This is a genomic window from Micromonospora sp. DT228 (genome assembly GCF_049841595.1).
Classification (GTDB): Bacteria; Actinomycetota; Actinomycetes; order Mycobacteriales; family Micromonosporaceae; genus Micromonospora.
The window spans coordinates 494875-516686 of sequence record NZ_JBNCKO010000002.1 but is presented as its reverse complement, the minus strand read 5'-3'; the positions used below and the strand labels follow the sequence as shown (position 1 = coordinate 516686).

General features: G+C 72.0%; 17 protein-coding genes and 1 pseudogene. 7 read left to right on the top strand and 11 right to left on the bottom strand.

Annotation, left to right across the window (positions count from 1 at the left end; translation table 11 throughout):
• Positions 1–94 precede the first annotated feature (94 nt).
• The gene (locus tag ACLQ29_RS05705) at positions 95–2056 is read left to right on the top strand and encodes a penicillin-binding transpeptidase domain-containing protein (protein ID WP_425770527.1); all 1962 of its coding nucleotides are present in this window, start codon (positions 95–97) and stop codon (positions 2054–2056) included.
• Positions 2057–2834: 778 nt separating this feature from the next.
• Here the strand turns inward: ACLQ29_RS05705 and ACLQ29_RS05700 are convergent.
• From ACLQ29_RS05700 to ACLQ29_RS05675, 6 genes and pseudogenes are all read right to left on the bottom strand, one after another.
• A pseudogene (locus ACLQ29_RS05700) lies at positions 2835–3863 on the bottom strand (arginase family protein); the annotation flags it as partial.
• A 66-nt stretch (positions 3864–3929) separates the two neighbouring features.
• Positions 3930–4853, bottom strand: a complete 924-nt coding sequence (locus ACLQ29_RS05695) for a tetratricopeptide repeat protein (RefSeq protein ID WP_425770526.1) — start codon at positions 4851–4853, stop codon at positions 3930–3932.
• A gap of 181 nt (positions 4854–5034) precedes the next feature.
• A complete protein-coding gene (locus ACLQ29_RS05690) occupies positions 5035–6723 on the bottom strand; it encodes an acyl-CoA mutase large subunit family protein (RefSeq protein ID WP_425770525.1) in 1689 nt (562 codons plus the stop codon).
• Positions 6724–6834: 111 nt separating this feature from the next.
• Entirely contained in the window at positions 6835–7236 is a 402-nt protein-coding gene (locus tag ACLQ29_RS05685; RefSeq protein WP_425770770.1) for an Asp23/Gls24 family envelope stress response protein, read from the bottom strand.
• A gap of 114 nt (positions 7237–7350) precedes the next feature.
• Complete coding sequence (gene meaB / locus ACLQ29_RS05680; RefSeq protein ID WP_393374049.1) at positions 7351–8286, bottom strand: methylmalonyl Co-A mutase-associated GTPase MeaB; 936 nt, start codon at positions 8284–8286, stop codon at positions 7351–7353.
• A 124-nt stretch (positions 8287–8410) separates the two neighbouring features.
• Positions 8411–9610 (bottom strand): acetyl-CoA C-acetyltransferase, encoded by a 1200-nt coding sequence (locus ACLQ29_RS05675; protein ID WP_393374001.1) that lies wholly within the window; start codon positions 9608–9610, stop codon positions 8411–8413.
• A 61-nt stretch (positions 9611–9671) separates the two neighbouring features.
• Between ACLQ29_RS05675 and mce the strand changes: the two genes are divergently transcribed.
• From mce to ACLQ29_RS05655, 4 genes are all read left to right on the top strand, one after another.
• Positions 9672–10148 carry a methylmalonyl-CoA epimerase gene (gene mce, locus ACLQ29_RS05670; protein WP_393374003.1) on the top strand — a complete coding sequence of 159 codons (477 nt, stop codon included), beginning with the start codon at positions 9672–9674 and terminating at the stop codon, positions 10146–10148.
• Positions 10149–10559: 411 nt separating this feature from the next.
• Entirely contained in the window at positions 10560–11915 is a 1356-nt protein-coding gene (gene ccrA / locus ACLQ29_RS05665) for a crotonyl-CoA carboxylase/reductase (protein ID WP_425770769.1), read from the top strand.
• A 313-nt stretch (positions 11916–12228) separates the two neighbouring features.
• A complete protein-coding gene (locus tag ACLQ29_RS05660) occupies positions 12229–13488 on the top strand; it encodes a DivIVA domain-containing protein (protein ID WP_393374005.1) in 1260 nt (419 codons plus the stop codon).
• 177 nt (positions 13489–13665) lie between these two features.
• Positions 13666–15795, top strand: coding sequence for a hypothetical protein (locus ACLQ29_RS05655; RefSeq protein WP_425770524.1), 2130 nt, complete (start codon positions 13666–13668; stop codon positions 15793–15795).
• A gap of 71 nt (positions 15796–15866) precedes the next feature.
• Here ACLQ29_RS05655 and ACLQ29_RS05650 read toward each other — a convergent pair whose 3' ends face one another.
• Entirely contained in the window at positions 15867–16508 is a 642-nt protein-coding gene (locus ACLQ29_RS05650; protein WP_425770522.1) for an endonuclease domain-containing protein, read from the bottom strand.
• Between the two features lie 835 nt (positions 16509–17343).
• Here ACLQ29_RS05650 and ACLQ29_RS05645 point away from each other — a divergent pair.
• On the top strand, positions 17344–17532 hold the full coding sequence (locus tag ACLQ29_RS05645; RefSeq protein WP_425770521.1) for a DUF397 domain-containing protein: 189 nt from the start codon (positions 17344–17346) through the stop codon (positions 17530–17532).
• Between the two features lie 14 nt (positions 17533–17546).
• Complete coding sequence (locus ACLQ29_RS05640; RefSeq protein WP_425770520.1) at positions 17547–18758, top strand: AI-2E family transporter; 1212 nt, start codon at positions 17547–17549, stop codon at positions 18756–18758.
• 155 nt (positions 18759–18913) lie between these two features.
• Here ACLQ29_RS05640 and ACLQ29_RS05635 read toward each other — a convergent pair whose 3' ends face one another.
• The 4 genes from ACLQ29_RS05635 to ACLQ29_RS05620 all read right to left on the bottom strand — a co-directional run bounded on the left by ACLQ29_RS05635 (position 18914) and on the right by ACLQ29_RS05620 (position 21772).
• The gene (locus tag ACLQ29_RS05635; protein ID WP_425770519.1) at positions 18914–19723 is read right to left on the bottom strand and encodes an alpha/beta hydrolase; all 810 of its coding nucleotides are present in this window, start codon (positions 19721–19723) and stop codon (positions 18914–18916) included.
• A gap of 129 nt (positions 19724–19852) precedes the next feature.
• Positions 19853–20182, bottom strand: a complete 330-nt coding sequence (locus ACLQ29_RS05630; RefSeq protein ID WP_393375832.1) for a hypothetical protein — start codon at positions 20180–20182, stop codon at positions 19853–19855.
• 37 nt (positions 20183–20219) lie between these two features.
• Positions 20220–21281 carry a hypothetical protein gene (locus tag ACLQ29_RS05625; RefSeq protein ID WP_425770517.1) on the bottom strand — a complete coding sequence of 354 codons (1062 nt, stop codon included), beginning with the start codon at positions 21279–21281 and terminating at the stop codon, positions 20220–20222.
• The gene (locus ACLQ29_RS05620; protein ID WP_425770516.1) at positions 21278–21772 is read right to left on the bottom strand and encodes a SigE family RNA polymerase sigma factor; all 495 of its coding nucleotides are present in this window, start codon (positions 21770–21772) and stop codon (positions 21278–21280) included. The genes ACLQ29_RS05625 and ACLQ29_RS05620 overlap by 4 nt, the downstream gene beginning before the upstream one ends.
• Positions 21773–21812: the final 40 nt, after the last annotated feature.

Genomic DNA, 21812 nt, shown 5'->3' with positions numbered 1-21812 from the left:
CGTCTTTGAGCGCGCCCACCACCGTGGGGGACGTTGGGGACGCCGTCGACGTACTACCGTGCGAAGGCGCTCCGAGATCGGAAGGACCAGCTTCATGCCCTCGTCGTACCCCCGGCCCCACCGGCCGAACCCCGTCCGCCGCGTGGTCGCCGCCCTCACCGCGGCGGTGCTCGTGGCGGGCGTTCTGGCTGGCTGCTCGGATGACGACGGGCCGGGCAGCAGCCTCGACGCCTTCCTCGCCGGTTGGCGCAGCGGCGATCTCCGGGCGGTCGGTCTGATCGACCCGACCGGCAACAAGCTGGCCTCGGCCGAGGTGAGCCGCGTGATCAAGGAGCTCTCCGGCGAGCTGGCGGCGACCCCGCCCACGCTGACACGTCGCGGTGAGCCGAAGGTCCAGGCGGACATCGCCACCACAACCGTCCAGGTGGAGTGGAACCTGCCCGGTCAGACCCGCTGGACGTACGACCGGGAGGTGCGCCTCTCCCGCGCCGGCGACCAGTGGCAGGTGATCTGGGATCCGAAGGTGGTGCACGACGGGCTCACCGAGGGTGACCGGTTGGCGTTGCGCCGCGACGCCAGCGCCCGCGCCGGGGTGCTGGACGCCGCCGGGCAACCGATCGTGACCCCCCGGCCGGTGGTGCGGGTCGGCGTGCAGCCCGACGGGGTCACCGACATCAAGAAGCTCGTCAAGGATCTCGACGCGGCGTTCAAGGCGGTCCGCCCAGCCCTGGTCCCGGCGGTCGACCTGACCGACCTGCCGGAGCGCGTGGCCAAGGCCGACCCGGGAGCCTTCGTCGAGGTGGTGTCGCTCCGCGAGGAGGCGTACCGACAGATCAAGCCCCGGATCTACGACCTGCCCGGCACCAAGTTCACCAATGACAAGATCGACCTGGCGCCGACCCGGGAGTTCGCCCGGGCACTGCTCGGCACGGTCGACGCGGCGCAGGCCGACGACCTCGCCGCGCACCCCGACCGGTACGTCGTCGGCGACCTGGTCGGGCACGGTGGGCTGCAGGGCCGCTACGACGAACGACTGCGCGGCGGCCCCGGGCTGACCGTGGTGGTCGAGCGTCCCGCCGAGGGCGGCAAACTGGAACCCACCGGCACCGAGCTGTTCCGCCGGGAGCCCCAGCCCGGCCAGGCGCTGAAGACCACGCTGGACGTCGCCGTCCAGAACGCGGCCGACGGGGCCCTGCGCGCCGAGCCACGGCGGTCGGCGCTGGTGGCGCTGCGAATCAGTGACGGCGCCGTGCTCGGCGCGGCCAACGGCCCCGGCCCGGCCGGGGAAAACCTGGCCTTCGACGCCCAGGTGCCGCCCGGCTCCACGTTCAAGATGGTCAGCACGCTGGGCCTCCTGGACCGCGGCGCGGTCACGCTGGACGGGCCGGTGGCCTGCCCGAAGACCTTCACCGTGGACGGTCGGTCCTTCAAGAACTCCGACAACTTCGAGCTCGGCTCGGTGCCGTTCCGCACCGACTTCGCCAAGTCCTGCAACACGGCGTTCGCCTCGCTGGCGCCGAAGCTCGGCGGTGACGGGCTGGCCGCCGCCGGCCGCTCGTTGGGCCTGGAAGGTCAATGGGACCTCGGCACGGAAGCCTTCACCGGCAAGGTGTCCACGGGCGGCAGCCCGGCCGAGCAGGCGGCGGCATCGTTCGGGCAGGGCACCACGCTGGTCAGCCCGCTGGCCATGGCCGGTGCCACCGCGGCGGTCGCCCGAGGCCGCTTCGAGCAGCCGAAACTGCTCCTCGACCCGGCGCCGGCCAAGCCGGCCCCGCCGGGCGAGCAACTCAAGCCGGAATCGGTCGCGGCGCTGCGGGCGATGATGCGCGAGGTGGTCACCACCGGCACCAGCAGCGCGCTGAAGGATGTGCCGGGCGAGGTCTACGGCAAGACCGGCACCGCCGAGTACGACGACAACCCCGCCCACACCCACGCCTGGTTCGTCGGCTGGCGGGGCGACGTGGCGTTCGCCGTCTTCGTGGAGAAGGGTGGCGCCAGCACGGCGTCGGCCGTCCCGATCGCCGAGCGTTTCCTCCGCGCCCTCCCGACCTCCTGACACCTTCGCCGCTCATGCGCGCCCAGCGCTGACCAGCCCGCCCAGCGCGGACCAGCCCGCCCAGCGCGGACCAGCGCGGACCCGCGCGGAGTTACGCCCACCGCCCACGGTCCACCGCCCACGGTCCACCGCCCACGGTCCAAGCGCACCACCTACCGCCCGCGTGCACCACCCACGGCCGACGCGGCGACCCGTCCGCCGTCAGGCGTTGATCCACTCGATATTGCTGAAACCGCGGTATCCGAGCCGCTTGGACGCCGCGACATCATGGAAACCGAGTCGATCATGGCCCGGCGGGGTGGCGGGTGGGTCAGGCGGTGTCGGCTGTGCGGTGATCGGGGGCGTTTTCGGCCGGTGTGGAGGGCCTGCGGAGCAGGCCTGGGCCAGCCGACGCGGGCGGGCCGACCGGCTCCCGCTCGGCCGTAGCCGGAATGCGGGCCGCGCCCTCGGCAGAGTCACCGCCGAATCGGCCGACGGCAGCCACCGCACCATCGGAGCGGTCGAGGTCGGCCCGATCGTCGGCAACGGCGCCCGTGTCGGCGGACCCCGCCTCGGTGAGCGGCGTGGCATCGACGGCCGAGTCCCACGATGGGGCATCGGCGAAGGACGCCCCGCCGCCGATCACGCCGTCCAACCCGCCAACCCGCTCCGCACGGTCCAACCCACCAACCCGCTCCGCACGGTCCAACCCGCCAACCCGCTCGGCACGGTCCAACCCGCCAACCCGCTCCGCACGGTCCAACCCACCAACCCGCTCCGCACGGTCCAACCCAACAACCCGCTCCGCACGGTCCAACCCAACAACCCGCTCGGTGGTGGTCGGGGTCCGGCTGTCACCACGCCGGGGGCCGGGGGTCGGCCGGGACGACAGCAGTCGGGGCGGCACCGCTTCCGGGGCGGTGACCGGGGCCAGGCCGGCGACGACGGTGTTGACGATCTCGGCCGCGTACGAGCCGTCGGGGTCGTAGTCGGGGTCGAAGACGGTCAGCTCCACGCCGAGGCAGTGCGGGGTGTCGACCAGGCCGGCGAGCAGGATCTCCAGCTCGGCGAAGGCGATCCCACCGGGGTCGGGGGCGTCGACGGCGGGCATCACCGCGGGGTCGAGCACGTCCACGTCGATGTGCACCCAGTAGCCCGCGCAGTCGGCGAGTTGCTCGTGCGCCCACTGGGCTGTCCGGGCGGCGCCCTCGGCGCGCAGCGCCGGCACCGGCCGGGTGGTGATCCCGGCGGCCTGCAGGTCGAGCCGGTACTCGTCCTGGGCTCGGATGCCGAGCACCACCACGTCGATGTCGCGGAAGTAGGGTCGGCGACCCTCGATCGCGGCCAGGTCGGCCTGGCCGCGTCCGGTGACGAGAGCCAGGTCCTCCCCGGCGGCCGCCCCGACGTACGAGGCGTTGCCGGGGTGTCGGAAGTCGGAGTGCCCGTCGACGAAGACCAGCCCGATCCGCCCACCGACGGCCTCGCCGAGACGGTGCATGGCCAGCGCCGAGCCGAGCAGCACGGAGCAGTCGCCGCCCAGCACCACCGGGAACTCGCCCCGGTCGATGATCGACCCGATCCGTTCGGCGAGGGCCAACGAGTAGTCGGCGATCTCCCGGGCGTGACACACCCCGTCGCCGGGCCGCCAGTCGCCCGGGTCGTAGCGGGCCGGGGTGACGCAGCCGGCGTCGCGGGCACGGAGCCGGGCCAGCAGTTCGTGGTCGCGCAGTGCGCCGGGCGCCTTGGCGCAACCGGGGACCGACGTGGTCGTCGGCGGCCGCAGACCGAGATTTGTCGGCGCGTCGAGGACGGCGATCCGGCGCATCATGAGCTCCCGTCCTCGTTGGTCGGGCGGGCCGGCCGGAACGCCGGCCCGCGCTGGCGTGCTACGAACTCAGAACAGGGCGCTGGCCAGTGCCCGGCGTGCCGAGGCGACGGCCGGATCGTCCGGACCGGCGATCGAGAAGAGCGAGACCAGGTGCTGGCGGGCGGTTTCCCGGTCTTCTCCGGCGGTGCGCCGGACCAGACCGACGAGCCGGGCGTACGCCTGCTCGGCCAGGCCGCTGAGCACCTCGATGTCGGCGGCCAGCAGCTGCGCGGCCACGTCGTCGGGAGCGCTCTCGGCGGCGGCCAGCGCGGTGGCCGGGTCTGCGCCGGCAACCCGGCGGGCCACCCCGACCTGGGCCAGCCCGGCGGTGGCCGCGGCGTCCGCCGGGGCATCGGCCAGAATCTTCCGGTACGCCTGCTCGGCGGCGTCCAGATCGCCACTCATCAGCGCGTCGTCGGCCTCGTCGAGGCGGGGGTCCTCCGGCTCGGCGACGGCCACACCGCCGGCCTTGAGCACGGCCTGGATCCACTGCCGCAACTGCGCCTCGGGCACCACCCCGGAGAAGGCGTCGACCGGCTGACCGCCGACGACCGCGTAGACCATGGGGATGCCCTGGACCCGGAACATCTGGGCGATTCGCGGATTTTCCTGCACGTCGACCCGTGCCAGCACCCAGGTGCCGCCGCCCTCGGCGTTCAACTGCTCCAGGACGGGGGCGAACTCGTCGCTCTCCGGGAAACCGGCCGCGCCGAAGAACACGACGACCGGCACGGCCATCGACCGTTCGAGCACCTCGGACTGGATTGTCGCTTCGGTGACGTCGACGATGGCGGTGCTCCCGCCGGCGGTGGGCGCGCCGGGGGTGCCGTTGGACGGGCCGCCCTGCGGGGGCGTGCCGGGGCGGGTACTTGCTGGTGCGGGGCCACGCAGCGTGCTGAGGTCGACCGCGCCGCGGGTGAAGATCGACGAGGTGATCCGTGGGTCGCTCATGGTTACCTAGTCTCGCACGTGAGCCGCCGATCGCAGGTCACCCGCAACCCCGACGTTGCGACTCTCACGCCCCGCCCCCCACCCCCGCGATCTTGTACTTTCTGTCGCCGATACGCCACATTCATCCCTTATGGAACCGCACAAATCGCAAGATCGACGGGATGAGGGGTGGGGGTGAGGGTTAGAAGCGGGCTGGTTCGCGGTAGGTGCCCCATTCGGCGCGGAGGGCGTCGCAGATCTCGCCGAGGGTCGCCTCGGCGCGGACGGCGTCGAGCATCGCGGGGATCATGTTCTCGTCGGTGCGGCTGGCGTCGACCATCCGGGTCACCGCCGCGCGGACTGCCGACTCGTCCCTCGCGCCCTTGCGCTCGGCCAGCACCCGGCGCTGCTCCAGCTCCACCTCGTGCGAGATGCGCAGGATCTCCAGCTCCTTCGCGACGGTACCGGCGTGGCAGTTGACCCCGACGATCTTCTTGTCGCCCTTCTCCAGAGCCTGCTGGTAGACGAAGGCCGACTCGGCGATGTGCCCGGTGAACCAGCCGTCCTCGATGCCGCGCAGGATGCCCGAGGTCATCGGGCCGATCTGGTGCGGCCCCTCCCCGCCGAGCTGCCGGATCCGGGCGAAGATCTCCTCCGCCTCGGCCTCGATCTTGTCGGTCAGCGCCTCGACGTACCAGGAGCCGCCGAGCGGGTCGGCCACGTTCACCACGCCGATCTCCTCCATCAGCACCTGCTGGGTACGCAGGGCGATCTCGGCCGACTCGTCGGTGGGCAGCGCCAGGGTCTCGTCGAGCGCGTTCGTGTGCAGCGAGTTCGTTCCGCCGAGCACCGCCGCGAGCGCCTCGACGGCGGTGCGTACGACGTTGTTGACCGGCTGCTGCGCGGTCAGCGACACCCCGGCGGTCTGCGTGTGGAACCGCAGCCAGAGGGCCTTCTCGCTGGTCGCGCCGTAGACGTCACGCAGCCACCGGGCCCAGATCCGGCGGGCGGCACGGAACTTGGCGATCTCCTCGAAGAAGTCGAGGTGCGAGTCGAAGAAGAAGCTCAGCCCTGGTGCGAACACGTTCACGTCCAGGCCGCGCGAGAGGCCCAGCTCGACGTACCCGAAACCGTCGGCCAGGGTGTACGCCAACTCCTGCGCGGCGGTCGAGCCGGCCTCGCGGATGTGGTAGCCGGAGACCGACAGCGGCTTGTAGCGCGGGATCTCGGCGGCGCAGTATTCCATCAGGTCGCCGATCAGGCGCAGGTGCGGCTCCGGGTCGAAGAGCCACTCCTTCTGCGCGATGTACTCCTTGAAGATGTCGGTCTGCAGCGTGCCGTCCAGTGTGGACAGGTCGGCGCCCTGCCGCTCGGCGGCGACCAGGTACATGCAGAACACCGGCACGGCCGGGCCGGAGATCGTCATCGAGGTGGTCACGTCGGCCAGGTCGATGCCGTCGAAGAGCGCCTGCATGTCGGTGGCGGTGTCGATGGCGACGCCGCAGTGACCGACCTCGCCGAGCGCCTGCGGGTCGTCCGAGTCGCGGCCCATCAGCGTCGGCATGTCGAACGCGACCGAGAGGCCACCACCGCCGGCGCCGAGGATCATCTTGTAGCGCTCGTTCGTCTGCTGGGCGTTGCCGAAGCCGGCGAACTGCCGGATCGTCCAGGTCCGCCCGCGGTAGCCGGTCGGATACAGACCCCGGGTGTACGGGTACTCGCCCGGCCAGCCGATCCGCTCGAAACCCGGGTACGCGCTGCCCTCGGGCGGCCCGTAGACCGGTTCGACGGGCATCCCGGAGAGCGTGGTGAAGTCGGCGTCGCGCTTGCGGGCGGCGTCGTACCGGGCCTGCCAACGCGCCCGTCCGGCGTCGATCTCGTCGGCGTCCATGAGCAGGGCTCCTCCTCGGGTCCTCGACTACACGTCGAGTGTAGGGCCCCACCTGAACGATCGCTAAGTCCCGTCGTACCGGCCGGTAACGTGCCCGGACCCGCCGGTGCGCTAGGCGGTCGGCGCGCCCATCGCCACGTCGTCGACCCGGATGTTGACCTCGTCGACCCGCAGCCCGTACGCCTCGACCGCCTCGGTCACCCGAGCGCGCACCTGACCGGTGATCTCCGGCACGGGCTGACCGGCGTGGATCACCAACACCAGGTTGACCACCGCGGCATCGCCGGTCACGTGGGCCGAGCAACCGCGCCGGGCATCGCCCACCTGGTCCAGCCCGACCCGGTCCAGCACGGAGTTGAAGAAGCGGGCCACGTCCCCGCCCAACTCGGCCACCCCGGGAACCGCGCGGGCGGCCGCGACGGCGATCTTCTCGATCACCTCGTCGGAGACCCGCGTCGTTCCGCCGGCCCCTGCCGACGCCGTGGTCATCTCCTGCGTCGCCTCGTGGTCCATAGCCACTCCCCTGCTCCTCGCGCCGCCGCGCCGGCACACCGCCCGGCCCCCACCGCCGTGGGGCGCTGCGAGCCTACAAGGACGGCCCGCTGCCAGGGTGTCCCCGGTGGACGGTCAACGGGCCAGTTGGGCGAGCAGCTCGTCCGCCGCCGCGTACGGGTCGATCGCGCCCTCGGCCACCCTGGCGGCGAGCGTGCTCAGCTCCGTACCGTCGCGCAGTGAGCCGATCCGGGCGCGGAGGGCGCCGAGCGCGATCGCCTCGACCTCGGCGGCGGCCCGCGCCTCCTGGCGGCGGCGCAGCTCGCCGTGCTCGACGAGCCAACCCCGGTGCTTGTCGATCGCCGCCGCGATCTCGTCGATGCCCTCGCCACGCGCGGCGACCGAGCGGACCACCTGCGGTCGCCACTGCCCCGGGCCGCGCTCACCGAGGGCGATCATGCCCTGGATGTCGCGGACGGTGGCGTCGACGCCGTCCCGGTCGGCCTTGTTGACCACGAACACGTCGGCGATCTCCAGGATGCCGGCCTTGACCGCCTGGATCGCGTCACCCATGCCGGGAGCGAGCAGCACCAGCGTGGTGTCGGCAAGCGAGGCCACCTCCACCTCGGCCTGCCCGACCCCGACGGTCTCCACCAGCACCACGTCACAACCGGCGCCCTCCAGCACCCGGACCGCCTGCGGCGTCGCCGCGGCCAACCCGCCGAGGTGACCCCGGCTGGACATGGACCGGATGTAGACGCCCGGGTCGGTGGCGTGGTCCTGCATCCGCACCCGGTCGCCGAGGATCGCTCCACCGGTGAACGGGCTGGACGGGTCGACAGCCAGCACGCCGACCCGATGCCCCTGCGCCCGCAGCGCCCGGACCAGCTCGTTCGTGGTGGTCGACTTGCCCACCCCGGGCGAACCGGTCAGACCGACGACCTGGGCCTGCCCGGCGTACGGCGCCAGGGCGGCGGCGATGGCCGGCAGCAGCGGGTCGCCGTTCTCCACGAGGGTGATCAGCCGGGCCACCGCGCGGGGGTCACCCGCGCGGGCCCGCTCGACGAGCATCGGTACGTCCCGAGTGCGGCGCACCGACGTGGCGCCCGCGGACGGGACGCGCTCCGCCGCGTCGCTCACCGCACCATCTCCGTTCGCGACTGCGCGGCTCGCGAGACCGGCTCACTCCTCGCGCTCACTGGTCCGCCGCGACCGTGTTCGGCACGTGGATGATGAGCGCGTCGCCCTGGCCACCGCCACCGCAGAGAGCCGCCGCGCCGGTGCCGCCACCACGCCGCCGCAGCTCCAGGGCGAGGGTGAGGACGAGACGCGCGCCGGACATGCCGATCGGGTGCCCCAGCGCGATGGCGCCGCCGTTGACGTTCACCCTGTCCGGGCTGATGCCGAGGTCCCGCGTGGACTGCACGCCGACCTGCGCGAAAGCCTCGTTGATCTCGATGAGGTCCAGGTCGGCGACGCTCAGCCCACCCTTCTTCAGCGCGTGGTTGATCGCGTTGGACGGCTGCGAGTGCAGGGAGTTGTCCGGACCCGCGACGTTGCCGTGCGCGCCGATCTCGGCCAGCCAGGTCAGCCCCAGCTCGGTGGCCTTGGCCTTGCTCATCACCAGCACGGCGGCGGCGCCGTCGGAGATCGGCGACGAACTGCCGGCGGTGATGGTGCCGTCCTTGGCGAAGGCGGGGCGCAGCTTGGCCAGCGACTGGACCGTGGTGTCCGGGCGGATGCCCTCGTCCTCGCTGATCACCAGCGGGTCACCCTTGCGCTGCGGGATCACCACCGGGGCGATCTCGTCGGCGAAGTGGCCGTTCTTCTGCGCGGCGGCGGCCCGCTGGTGGCTGGCGGCGGCGAAGGCGTCCTGCTCCTCGCGGGTGATGCCGTGCCGGGCGCCGAGGCGCTCGGTCGACTCACCCATCGAGCAGCAGTCCCAGGCGTCGCTGAGCCCGTCGTGCGCCATGTGGTCCTTGACCACCACGTCGCCGTACTTGTAGCCGGTGCGCTGACCCATCAGCAGGTGCGGGGCGTTGGTCATCGACTCCATGCCGCCGGCCACCACGATGTCGAACTCGCCGGCGCGGATCAGCTGGTCGGCCAGGGCGATCGCGTCCAGGCCGGAGAGGCAGACCTTGTTGATGGTCAGCGCCGGCACGGACATCGGCACGCCGGCCTCGACCGCCGCCTGCCGCGCCGGGATCTGACCGGCGCCGGCCTGCAGGACCTGCCCCATGATCACGTACTGGACCTGGTCGGGGCTGACCCCGGCCCGCTCCAGCGCGGCCTTGATGGCGATCCCGCCGAGCTTCGTGGCCGGGAGGTCCTTGAGGTTGCCCAGCAGCCGCCCCATGGGGGTCCGCGCGCCGCTGACGATCACCGAAGCCATGCCTGCCTCCGAGGGGGTGCCGTGCTGTACGCCTTAACGATTGTTCGGCCAGACTAGCGCCATGACTGAGAACTCCTCCGCCGAGCCCGGTGCCGACTCCGTCACAGACATCGGGCTTCGCAAGATTGACCACGTCGGGATCGCGGTGGCCGACCTGGACGCCGCGATCGACTTCTACCAGCGGACGTTCGGGATGCGGTGTGTGCACGTCGAGACCAACACCGAGCAGGGCGTGCGGGAAGCGATGCTGACCGTCGGACCGACCGCCGAGGGTGGCTGCGTTCAACTGCTCGCCCCGCTCACCCCGGAGTCGACGATCGCCAAGTTCCTGGACCGCAACGGGCCGGGTGTGCAGCAGGTCGCGTACACGGTGGTGGACATCGACGCGGCCTGCGCGGCGTTGCGCGCGCGGGGGATGCGCCTGCTCTTCGACGCGCCGCGGCGCGGCACCGCGGACAGCCGGATCAACTTCGTCCACCCGAAGGACGCCGGCGGTGTCCTCGTCGAACTCGTCCAGCCCGCCCCCACCCCCCACTGACCCCCACGCCGCGCCAGCGTCGGCCCACGCGGCGTCGCAAGATCCGCTCAACTTCGGGGATGTTGCTGCCTCCAGCGCCCGCGAGGCAGCAACATCCCCGAAATTGTCGCCTCCGCGCCGCGCGGCCCCGCGCCCCCGCGCGACCCCGTGCCTCGCAGCTCCCGCACGTCCTCTGGAGCGTCGCGGCGCACGTCAGTGCGCGGTTGGCGGGATGGCCGGACACCTTCACGCATCGGCGGATGCAGTTTTTCACAAGGACTTCCCGCCCTAGCTACCGTTCAGTAACGTCCGGCCCCACCGGAGCGCGACCGGGGTCGGATGTGTCGAATGCCGACATGGCGGTCGTGCCCCACCGGCGCCGACGATGGCAGCACCCGGGCCCGCGCGGGTGCGGACGAACCGGAGGTCACCGTGCAGGACATCCTCGAAGCGATCATGGCGGCGGAGGAATCGAACGATCCGGACCGCGAACTCGCCGGCGTCGCCGGACTGCCGGTACCGGAGAGCTACCGAGGCGTGGTGGTCCGCGCCGAGGAGGCCCGGATGTTCGACGGCATGGCCACCCGGGACAAGGACCCGCGCAAGGCGTTGCACGTGCAGGAGGTGCCGACGCCGGAGCTGGCGCCGGGCGAGGCGCTGGTCGCGGTCATGGCCAGCGCGATCAACTACAACACGGTGTGGACAAGCATCTTCGAGCCGCTGCCCACCTTCAAGTTCCTCCAGCGCTACGGCCGGGTCTCCGACCTGACTCGCCGGCACGACCTGCCGTACCACGTCGTCGGCTCGGACGCGGCCGGCGTGGTGCTGCGCACCGGTCCCGGGGTGACCCGGTGGGCACCCGGCGACGAGGTGGTCGCGCACTGTCTCTCCGTCGAGCTGGAGGACTCCGCCGGGCACGACGACACCATGTTGGACCCGCAGCAGCGGATCTGGGGCTTCGAGACCAACTTCGGTGGGCTGGCCGAGCTGGCGGTGGTCAAGGCCAACCAGCTGATGCCCAAGCCACGACACCTGAGCTGGGAGGAGGCGGCCAGCCCCGGGCTGGTCAACTCGACGGCGTACCGGCAGCTCGTCTCGCACCACGGGGCCAACATGAAGCAGGGCGACGTGGTGCTGATCTGGGGCGCCTCCGGGGGCCTCGGCGGGTACGCCACCCAGATGGCGCTCAACGGCGGCGCGATCCCGGTCTGCGTCGTCTCCTCGCCGGAGAAGGCGGAGCTGTGCCGCCGGATGGGCGCGGAACTGGTCATCGACCGGGCGGCGGAGGGTTTCCGCTTCTGGAAGGACGAGGAGACCCAGGACCCGGACGAGTGGAAACGCCTCGGCGAGCGGATCCGCGAGCTGACCGCCGGCGAGGACCCGGACATCGTCTTCGAGCACCCGGGTCGGGAGACGTTCGGCGCCAGCGTCTACGTGGCCCGGCGCGGGGGGACGATCGTCACCTGCGCGTCCACGAGCGGCTTCCAGCACCAGTACGACAACCGCTACCTCTGGATGCACCTCAAGCGGATCGTCGGCAGCCACTTCGCCAACTACCACGAGGCGTGGCAGGCCAACCGCCTGGTGGCGCTCGGCAAGGTGCACCCGACGGTGTCCCGCACCTACTCCCTGGAGCAGACCGGTCAGGCCGCGTACGAGGTGCACCGCAACGCCCACCAGGGCAAGGTCGGCGTACGGTGCCTCGCGCCCACGGACGGTCTCGGCGTACGCGACGGGGAGCTACGGGCCCGGCACGACGACGCGATCAACCGGTTCCGGGGCCACTGACCGGCACCGCCGGCCCGGGGCACCGACCGGCACCGCCGGCCGGACGGATGAACGCTCGGTGACCTTTGCGGTGATCGGACATTGTTCTTCCGCTCCCATTAGCGAGATACCCACCCGGATCGAACAAAGGGCCTCGGGGTAACCCCGGGGCCCTTTTCCGCGTCACGCTGCGTGGCGTCCGACCCGCCCGGGACCTGCCAAGATCGCCGATTGGTCCCGCTGCGGCGATGGTGGGAGTTGACCATGTAAAGAGGCCACGAAAGCTGCGCACCGCTCTTGCGAAGCACCCTGGGGCGTCTGCCAGTATGTCCCAATGCCCCAGCAGCAGTCCTCCCCTCTCGCGTTCTTCGATAACGCGAACTCGCAGCCAGACTTCACCGTCGGCCTGCGCGGTTACAACACCCACCAGGTCGATGACTTCCTCGGCCGGATGACCGCCGCGCTGACCCAGTCCGAGCAGGCCCGTGCCGAGGCCGAGCAGCGGATGAACGACGCCCAGCGTCGACTCCGCCAAGCCGAACAGCGCATGGGTGCGCTGGAGCAGAAGCTCACCGACACGAACAAGCAGCTCGAAGAGAACAGCCGGCCCACCCTCTCCGGCCTCGGCACCCGCGTCGAGCAGATCCTCCGGCTCGCCGAGGAGCAGGCCAACGACCACCGCAACGAGGCCAAGCGCGAGTCGGAGGGCATCCTCTCCGCCGCCCGCCTCGAGGCCCGTGAGATCACCGACAAGGCGCGTGCCGAGGCCGCGGCCATGAAGGCCAGCGCGGAGCGCGAGGCGGGCAACCTGCGCACCGCCGCCGAGCGTGAGGCCGCCGAGGTCCGGGTGCAGGCCCGCCGTGAGGCCGACACGCTGCGCGCGGACGCCGACCGCGAGACCAAGCAGCTGCGTACCGTGACCGCGCACGAGGTCGCCGAGCTGAAGTCGACTGTCGAGCGGGAGGTCGCCACCCTGCGGGCCACCGCCGAGCGGGAGATCACCCAGCAGCGGGCGAAGGCCGCCCGCGAGGCTGAGGAGAAGCGCGCCGAGGCGACCAAGCTGCTGACCGACGCACGGGACAAGCGCGACAAGGACCTCCAGGCTCTGGAGCTCCAGCTGGCCGAGCGGCGGGAGAAGTCCGAGCGCGAGGAGTCCGAGCGGCACGCCGCCCAGGTCTCGCAGACCCAGAAGATGGTGAGCGAGGCCGAGCAGCGTGCTCGGGCCGCGCAGGAGCGGGCGAAGGAGATCGAGCAGCGGGCCGAGGCGCGCCGGGTCGAGTCCGAGCGCAACGCCGCCGAGACGGTCGACAAGGCCAAGGCGCACTCCGAGAAGACGCTCAACGAGGCCAAGGCCGAGTCGCAGCGTCTGCTCTCCGAGGCCCGCACCGAGGCGGAGCTGACCACGCAGGCCGCCCGCCGCGAGGTCGAGGACCTCACCCGGCAGAAGGACGCGGTCACGTCGCAGCTGGGCCAGATGCTCTCCGGTCTCGCCGGCATCGTTCCGGGGATGCCAGCGGCCGCTCCGGCGGCCAAGCCGGAGGCCAAGAAGACCGATGGCGGTCAGGAGCGGGTGCCGGCGGAGACCGCCGGCTGACGCGAGGCGTCAGGTCGGGGCATCGACGGCGCGAGGTGACACTGGGTAACCGGTGCAACCTCGCGCCGTATGCGTTTCCCAGCCGGTGGTATCCCTCGCTCGCCACGGAGTGAAGTAGCTCGCACAAGGCGCGTCCGTATCGCCCCAGCAGGCCCTGTTGCGTGTGAGGATGGGGGCATGTCGCACGGCGAGGAACTGTTCGCTCTCGGCGGGGACGTGACGACGGAGCCCAGCTTCGAGTCCGCTCTGCGGGGGTACGAGAAGAAACAGGTTGATCGGTATGTCGCGCGTGCCGAGCACGAGATCGCGACCCTCGCCTCCGAACGGGAACAGGCGTATACACAGATCCACAAGCTCGCCGGCCAGGTCGAGGTGCTCCAGCGTGACCTGACCCAGGTCCGCAAGCAGATGAACGTGGTCGACCGGGCCTCGTTACGCCACCTCGGCCCCCTCGTCGACTCCATCGTGACGCAGGCCGAAGAGCTGGCCGAGAAGACCGTGGCCGACGCGAACGTGGAGATCGAGGCGCGCCGCGCCGCGGCCGAGCACATCATCGAGGAGGCCCGCGAGCAGGCCGCTCGGGCACTCAAGGATTTCGAGATCGCCCTCGCCGCGCGCCGCTCGGAGGAGGAACGGCACAGCGCCGCCCGACGGGCCGAAGCCGAGGCCACACTGCGGTCCGCCAAGGACGAGTCGGCGCAGTTGCGCAAGGCGGCGCAGGACACGCTGGCGAAGGCCCAGCAGGAGGCCACCCAGCTGCGGGACACCGCCAAGGAGATCCACGCCCGGGCCCAGCAGGAGGCGACAAAGCTGCGGGAGACGGCCCAGGAGACATTGGCCAACGCCCGGCAGGAGGCCAGCGACCTACGCGACGCCGCCAAGGAGGTGCACGCCAAGGCCCTCCAGGAGGCCAAGCGGCTCACCGACACCGCTACCGAGGCCGGCCGGGCCAGTCACGCCAAGGCGCAGCAGGAGGCGAAGCAGATCATCGACGACGCGTCGATGGCCGGGCGGTCCACCCGCGCCAAGGCGCAGCAGGAGGCGGAGCGACTGACCACGCAGGCCGCCGAGGCGGCCAAGCGCAGCCGCGCCGAGACCGAGGCGTACGTGCAGCGGATGCGCGCCGAGACCGAGGCGTACGTGCAGCACACCCGGGCGCAGACCCAGCAGGAGCTGGGCGCCTGGCGGGCCGGTGTGGAGCAGGAGGTCAACTCGCGCCGCGAGGCGGCCGACCGGGAGTTGGCGCAGCGTCGGTCCACCGCCGAGCAGGAGTTCGCCAAGCACCGCGACGAGCTGGACAAGCAGCACGAGTCCCGCCAGCAGGAGCTGGAAACCGGGTTCGCCAGCCGTCAGCAGGAGTTGGAGACGAGCTTCACCACCCGCCGCGACGAGTTGGAAACCGAGTACACGGGGCGCAACAACGAGCTGGAGACCGAATACTCCACCCGCAAGAACGAGATCGAGCAGGGCGCGGCCGGGGTTCGCCAGGCCGCCGAGCAGGACGCGGCGGCGCTCCGCCAGCGGTCCGAGGCCGAGGCCACCGAGCTGCTGAGCCGGGCCGAGACCGAGGCCGGCGACAAGCGCCGCAAGGCCGACGAGCACGTCGCGGCGTCGCGCCGACAGTTCGAGGAGTACGCGGCCACCACCCAGCAGCACCTGGCCACCACCCAGCAGCACCTGGCGGCCACTCAGCAGGAGTCGGCGGCGGGCCGGCAGCAGCTCGCCCAGGTGATGCTGGAGATCGCCCAGGCCCAGCAGCAGCTCGCCGACCTGCGACAGGAGACCTGGAAGGCGCGGCAGGAGTCGGACGAGCTGCAGCGACAGATGACCGAGCTGCGGTTGCAGAGCGTCGCGGGGCCGATCGACGGCCCGACCACCGGCGCTGGGGTGCGCACGAGCGCGACCGACGACGGCGCGACCGCCTCCGGCCGAGCGACCGTCGACGCGGGCGCGTCACCCGAGTCGGGCACGGAGCCCGTCGGCGCCGGCACGTCACCCGAGTCGGGTGCGTCCACCGGCCTCAAGACCGAGCCCGCCGACACCCGGCAGCCGGTGAACGCCGGGGCCGAGGCTACCGGGCAGTCCACGACCCGGCCGGTGGCGGAGCCAATGACCACCGTCGACGGAGGCGCGGCCAGCGCCGGGGTGGACGGGGAGCCGACCGTGGCCGCCGTTCCGGGCGTCGGCGGCCGAGACGCCAAGCCGACCAAGATCACCAGCACCGGCGAGAACGGCAAGCGGCCCAGCAAGCCGACCACCGACGAGCGCAGCGCCAAGCCCAGCAAGGTCACCATCGAGAAGGACTGACGGGTACGCCGGCAGCGCTGACCGGCACCAGCGTCGAGATCTTGGACAGTTTCCGTTAAGCGCTAACTGCGCTAACGGAAACTGTCCAAGATCCATGTGTGCGTCGGATGGCGCTGGGAGTGGGCGGGGGTCCAGCCGGCTGCGACGAGGGCCCGCCGGACGGTGTCGGCGACCTCGTCGGGGCGGGCGCGTACCAGCCAGGCCGGAAAGCGCAGGATCCGGTCGCCGCTGGTCCAGACGGCATTCTGCCGACGCATGTCGTCCGCCCATTGCCGGGCGTCCATGTGGTGCGCGCCGTCGATCTCGACCTGCACCCGCCACTGTCGCCAGTACGCGTCCAGCCAGCGGTTGCGGCCCGCCGCGTCGACCCGATGCTCCTGAAGATCAGGTACCGGCAGCCGATGCCGGCGGCAGAGGCGCAGGAAGTCGATCTCGGAGAGCGCCTGCGCGCCGCCTGCGATGTCACCGATCGTCTGTTGGATCAGGTGCCGGCGGGGCGCTCGGGGGAGGACGTCGAGCACGGTCTGCAACTCCTCGGGCAGCACCCGCCGCTGCTGACAACCGGCCGCCAGCACCCCCTGCGCCTCCTGCGCACCGACCGCCCATCCCGCCGCGTCGACGAGCGCTCTGGCCGTCGTGGTACGCGGTGGACGGGCGAGTTGCCGGTGCGAGTCCGGCAGCACCGACGTCCGATGCACAAGCACCGCGGGCATGTCGATGGGGAGGCGACGCAGAGAGGCCCGCGCGGCACGGCGGGGCCGGCACCAGCACGTGCAGTGGCTCACGGCGCAGCCCGCGTACCCCGGCTTCGGTGGCGGCGGTTACCCCGGCCAGCATCGCATCTGGTCCGGCGGCCAGCACCGCGACCCAGAGCTGTTGGTCGCGGCTCAGGCGACCATTGCCGGTCAGCAGGATCCCGCGGCAGATCGACCGCCACCGGCCGGAACGGATTCGACCACGGACCATCCCCTCGCTGAGCAGACTGGAGACCTGCGCGGTCGTCAGCACGCCCGCCTGCTCGAAGGCGAGCCAGTCGAGTGCGTCGGCGTCATCGGCAGGCAGCATCCGAACAGCTTTCACCGCGGCGAGGGCACCACACCACCAGGTCTTGGACAGTTTCCGTTAGCGCGGAACTGTTAGCGCGGAACGGAAACTGTCCAAGATCTGCGCGTCGGCGGGGCCCAGACGATGACGGGTGGCGACGGCCGTCTGCCCGGCGGCAGCACATCTGCCGCAGTGCGGGGTGTGCGTGCGTCGCGGGGTGGTCGGGTAGATCACCCACCTCGTCGCCAGCCTGGAACGACCGCACGGCAGCCTGCACATCGTCTCCGCCCGGCACCGGGCTGCACGTCGGGTCTTTCCGGTCCGTTCGATCTGGACCGTGGCCCCGACGGTGGTTGGGTGGGGCACATGGAGCATCAGATTGACGGTCTCGTGGTCGATGGTGACCATGAGGTGGCTACGCTGCTGGCGCGCTGGGAGATGATCAGAAACGGCGCGTTTGTCCCGCCGCCAGTCGATCGAACTGATGAAGGAAGTTGTGACCTCATGGACCTGACCGGTGCACGCTGGCGCACGTCCAGCCGTAGCGGCAACGGAGAGTGTGTCGAGGTGGCGGACACCCTGCCCGGACTGGTGGGGGTACGGGACAGCAAGGACCCGACCGGCCCGGTGTTGGTCTTCGCGCCGGCCGAGTGGCGGGCGTTCGTGGCCACCGCTCCTCATCCCACCGCCTGAGCCGGGAGGTCTCTGTGCCACAGCACGACAGGTCCGGCGACGACCCGGACGTGACAGCCGATCCCCTGCCAGCGAAGGCGCCACCGCCGGCAGACACGCCACCGCCGGCAGACACGCCACCGCCGGTGCCGGTCCCCGCTCCGGGAATCGACCCGGACGCGCCGCCGGCGGTCCCGTCCGGAAAGTTCGGCACACCGGGGCGTCCGCTGCGCCGCAGCAGTTTCCTGATCGGGTTCACCGGGGCGCTTGGCGTGCTGCTGGCGTACACCCTCTATCTGGGGATTCGCAATGCCGGCGGCATCCTGGTGCTGGTGGTGATCGCGCTGTTCCTGGCGGTCGGCCTCAACCCGGCGGTGGTCCGGCTACGCCGCTGGGGCGTGCCGCACGGCCTCGCGGTGGCGGCGGTCGCGTTGGTCGTGGTGCTGCTGCTCTGCGGTGGCGTGGTGGCGCTGGTCCCGCCGATCGTGACGCAGTCGGGGCAGTTCATCGATCAGATCCCGAACCTGCTCGACGAGTTGCGGCGCAATCCGACGGTCAATGACCTGGTGGAGCGGTACGACGTCGTGGAGCGCGTGCAGGGCGCGGCCAACGCGGAGACCGTCGGCCGGGCGCTCGGTGGGGTGCTTGGCGGCGCACAACTGATCTTCGGCACGGTGTTCCGGACGCTTACCGTGCTGGTGCTGACGATCTACTTCCTGGCCTACTTCAACAAGCTTCGCGCCCTGGGCTACTCGTTGGTGCCCCGGTCGCGGCGGGAGCGGGTGCAGCTGATCGGCGACGAGATCCTGGCCAAGGTCGGGGCCTACATGGTCGGCGCGCTCAGCATCGCGGTGCTGGCCGGCGCGACCACCTTCGTCTTCGCGCTGATCGTCGGGCTGCCCTACCCGTTCGCGCTGGCCGTGGTGGTGGCGGTGACCGACCTGATCCCGCAGATCGGCGCCACCCTGGGCGCGGTGATCGTGGGCCTGGTCGGCTTCGCCACCGACCTGCCCACAGGCATCGCCTGCGCGATCTTCTTCCTCGTCTACCAGCAGGTGGAGAACTACCTGATCTACCCGAAGGTGATGCGGCGCTCGGTGGAGGTCAACGAGGTGGCCGCCCTGCTGGCCGCGCTGCTGGGCGTGGCGCTGCTGGGCGTGGTGGGTGCGCTGATCGCCATCCCCACGGTGGCCGCATTGCAACTGATCCTGCGCGAGGTGGTACTGCCCCGCCAGGAGACCCGCTGAGCGCCAGCCAGCCCGACCGGCGGCCGGCGCGCAGACGCACAGGTCAGCCGACCAGGCCGCGGACGGACCGGTCAGCCGACCAGGCCGCGGACGGACAGGTCAGCCGACCAGGCCGCGGACGGACAGGTCAGCCGACCAGGCCGCGGACGGACAGGTCAGCCGACCTCGCCGGCGGCCGGGCCGGGGACGGGCGTGTCGGCGAACGAGGCCACCGTCCGGTCGGCGTACGCGCTGACGTCGCCGGCCTCCATCGGGCCGTCCCAGGTCGTGGGCAGCGGCACCGCGACGGCCGGGTTGACCCGCCGGACGATCTCGTCGAGCACCGTCTCCGCGTCGCCCACCCAGAGGTGCTTGGCGCCCGGCACCCCGACCACCTCGGCCTGCGGCACGGCGGCGAACCGCTCCCGCGCCTCGGTCGGGCGCAGGTAGTCGTCGAACTCGGGCACCAGCGCCGTCAGCGGCCGACCCGAGGCGGCCCAGGTGGCCAGGTCCGCAGGTGTCGAGAAGCGCAGCGGCGGGGAGAGCAGAATCGCTCCGGCGATCGCCGGGTCGCAGCCGTACTTCAGGGCCAGGTCCGTGCCGAACGACCAGCCGACGAGCCAGATGTTGGGCAGCTCGGCGAACTCCGCGTACTCGATGGCGGCGGCCACGTCGTACCGCTCCCCCACCGCGCCGTCGAACGCTCCCTCGCTGGTGCCACGCAGACTGCTGGTGCCCCGGGTGTTGAACCGCAGCACGGCCAGGTCGGCCAGGGCGGGCAGCCGCCAGGCCGCCTTACGGAAGACGTGGCTGTCCATCATTCCGCCGTGGGTGGGCAGCGGATGCAGGCAGACCAGGGTGGCCACCGGCGGCCGGTCGGCCGGCAGCGCCAGCTCACCGACCAGGCGCAGACCGTCGGCGGTGTGCAGCTCGATGTCCTCCCGGCTGCCGGGCAGGATGGACGACGCGCGAATCGCTGTGCTCACCGCCCAAGTCTGTCGCGAAGTCACCGCCGCCGCCCGCCCAGGCACAAACAGCGTGATCCAGGTCGCTGAGCCGCGCCAGGACACACCCCGGTCGCTGAGCCCTGCCAGGACACACCCCGGCCGGGTCGGTCAGTAGCGCGGGGCGCCCCGGCCGCGTTGCACCGCCGGCCCGCGCCGGTCCCGGGCCCGCCAGCAGCCGCTGTGCCAGTGCCGTCGGTCGGTCAGGTCACCCAGGCCGTCGGACGGCCAGGCCACCAGGTGGGCCACTCCGGGTGGGATCTCCTGGTTACAGCCGGGGCAGCGGTACGTCTTGACGGACGCACCGGCGCCGATCCCGCGTACCTGCCAGGCGCCGTCGGCCCACTGCTGCACCGAGGCGACGCCCTGCCGGACCCGGTCGGCGTCCAGGTTGGCGTTCTCGTCCCGGCGAGGGCGATTGCGACGGGGGCTCACAGTCACCAAGCGTACGGTCCGTCTGGTGGGGCGGACCGGCCGGTCACCAGGACGCGGGCTCGTCCAGCGGCTCGGCGACCTGCGCACCGCCCAGCACAGTTGCCGCGTCCTCCTCGTCGTACCGCTGTGCCGACCAGCCGAAGTTGGCGGTCAGGTGGGCCTTGGGGAAGCCGAGCAGCTCAAGTTCTCCGACCTGGTGATCGATGTTCGCCGGTTTGCCGCCGACAGTCCGGTTTCCCTCGGTGCGGCTCCCGGCGATGCTGGTGGCGTACTGCAACTCGACCTGGATCGCGCCCGGGTTGCTCCCGGAGACCATCATCTGTACGCCGAACGCCGCCGGGAACGGTGCCACAGTCACCTCGCACCTCGTGAGCCGTGTGCCCGCCGGCAGCGTGGTGAGCCGCAGGGGGCCACCGCACCGGTGCGCCTGGTCGAGCCGCAGCGCGGCGGCCACGCGGAACAGGTCCCGCTCGTTTGGGCCGCTGCCGCTGGCCCTGGCGTACACCCCGGGGGCGGGTTGCCAGTGTCGCAGCCACGCCGGCACGCCGTAGGGCCCCTCGGCGTGCGACACCGACCCGTCGTAGACGCCGTCCTTGACCAGCTCCGGCACCAGGGCCGGCAGGCCCTGGGCGCGCATCGGCAGGGCGTCCGCGGTCGCGGCCAGTTCCAGGGTGACGGTGCGCCCGTCGACGTCGAGCCGCGCCATCTCCACGCCGCTCTGCACCGACCAGGAGAGGTATCGGGGCCCGCCCGGGGCGAACCCGAAGTGCAGCACGTCCGGGTCCGCGCCGACCAGGTCGGGCCGGGCGGACGCGCCAGGTACGCCGTCGAGCCGGGGCGGCGTAACGGCCTGCACCGCATCACTCGGCAGGCCCAGCCCCGGAATGACGACGTCCAGGCCGGAGCCGGAGATACTCACCGGGCCGAGGGCCACGCCCGCGCCGATGACGGCCACCACCCCGAGCACCGCGCCGGTGGTGGTGCGTCGGCGGCGGATTCGCCCCCGGCCCCGGGCCACCGCGACGGCCAGCAGCCGGTCGGTGTCCACAGTGCCCTCGGCGTGCTCGCGCAGCGTCTGGTCGATCCGCTGGTCGAGGTCTGTCACTGTCGGCTCCCGTTCGTGGCCGGGGCGCCGCAGCGCTCCCGAAGGTTGGCGAGCGCCCGCATCGCGTGGGTGCGGACGGTGACCGGCGCGCAGTCCAGGATCTGGGCGATCGTCGCGTCGTCGAGGTCCTCGTAGTAGCGCAGCACCAGCACCGCCCGCTGGCGGTCGGGCAGGCCGAGGATGAGCCGCCACATCTCGTCCCGGTCGGCCGCCTCGCCGCCGAGGTCGCCGCGCTGGGCCCGCTCGGCGAAGGAGTCGACGACGAGCTCGCGGCTGGACCGGCGACGCCACCAGGAGTGGTTGGCGTTGACAAGCATGCGACGCACGTACACGTCGGGCCGGTCGGCGCGGACGATCCTGCGCCACTGCACGTACGCCTGGGACAGCACCTCCTGGGTGAGGTCCTCGGCCCGGTGTTCGTCACCGGTCAGCAGCCGGGCGAGCCGGACCAGCGCCGGTCCCCGGCTACTGACGTACTCCTCGAAGGTCACACCCTGCAGACGCCCTGGGTGCCCCGTGGCGTTGACCCGC

Coding starts and splice junctions, on each gene's coding strand:
- ACLQ29_RS05690 (WP_425770525.1), bottom strand. CDS start 6,723: ATGGACGCCGACGAGATCGACGCCGGACGGGCGCGTTGGCAGGCCCGG.
- mce (WP_393374003.1), top strand. CDS start 9,672: ATGACTGAGAACTCCTCCGCCGAGCCCGGTGCCGACTCCGTCACAGAC.
- ACLQ29_RS05650 (WP_425770522.1), bottom strand. CDS start 16,508: ATGCCCGCGGTGCTTGTGCATCGGACGTCGGTGCTGCCGGACTCGCAC.
- ACLQ29_RS05685 (WP_425770770.1), bottom strand. CDS start 7,236: ATGGACCACGAGGCGACGCAGGAGATGACCACGGCGTCGGCAGGGGCC.
- ACLQ29_RS05655 (WP_425770524.1), top strand. CDS start 13,666: ATGTCGCACGGCGAGGAACTGTTCGCTCTCGGCGGGGACGTGACGACG.
- ACLQ29_RS05695 (WP_425770526.1), bottom strand. CDS start 4,853: ATGAGCGACCCACGGATCACCTCGTCGATCTTCACCCGCGGCGCGGTC.
- ACLQ29_RS05705 (WP_425770527.1), top strand. CDS start 95: ATGCCCTCGTCGTACCCCCGGCCCCACCGGCCGAACCCCGTCCGCCGC.
- ACLQ29_RS05645 (WP_425770521.1), top strand. CDS start 17,344: ATGGACCTGACCGGTGCACGCTGGCGCACGTCCAGCCGTAGCGGCAAC.
- meaB (WP_393374049.1), bottom strand. CDS start 8,286: ATGCTCGTCGAGCGGGCCCGCGCGGGTGACCCCCGCGCGGTGGCCCGG.
- ACLQ29_RS05675 (WP_393374001.1), bottom strand. CDS start 9,610: ATGGCTTCGGTGATCGTCAGCGGCGCGCGGACCCCCATGGGGCGGCTG.
- ACLQ29_RS05660 (WP_393374005.1), top strand. CDS start 12,229: ATGCCCCAGCAGCAGTCCTCCCCTCTCGCGTTCTTCGATAACGCGAAC.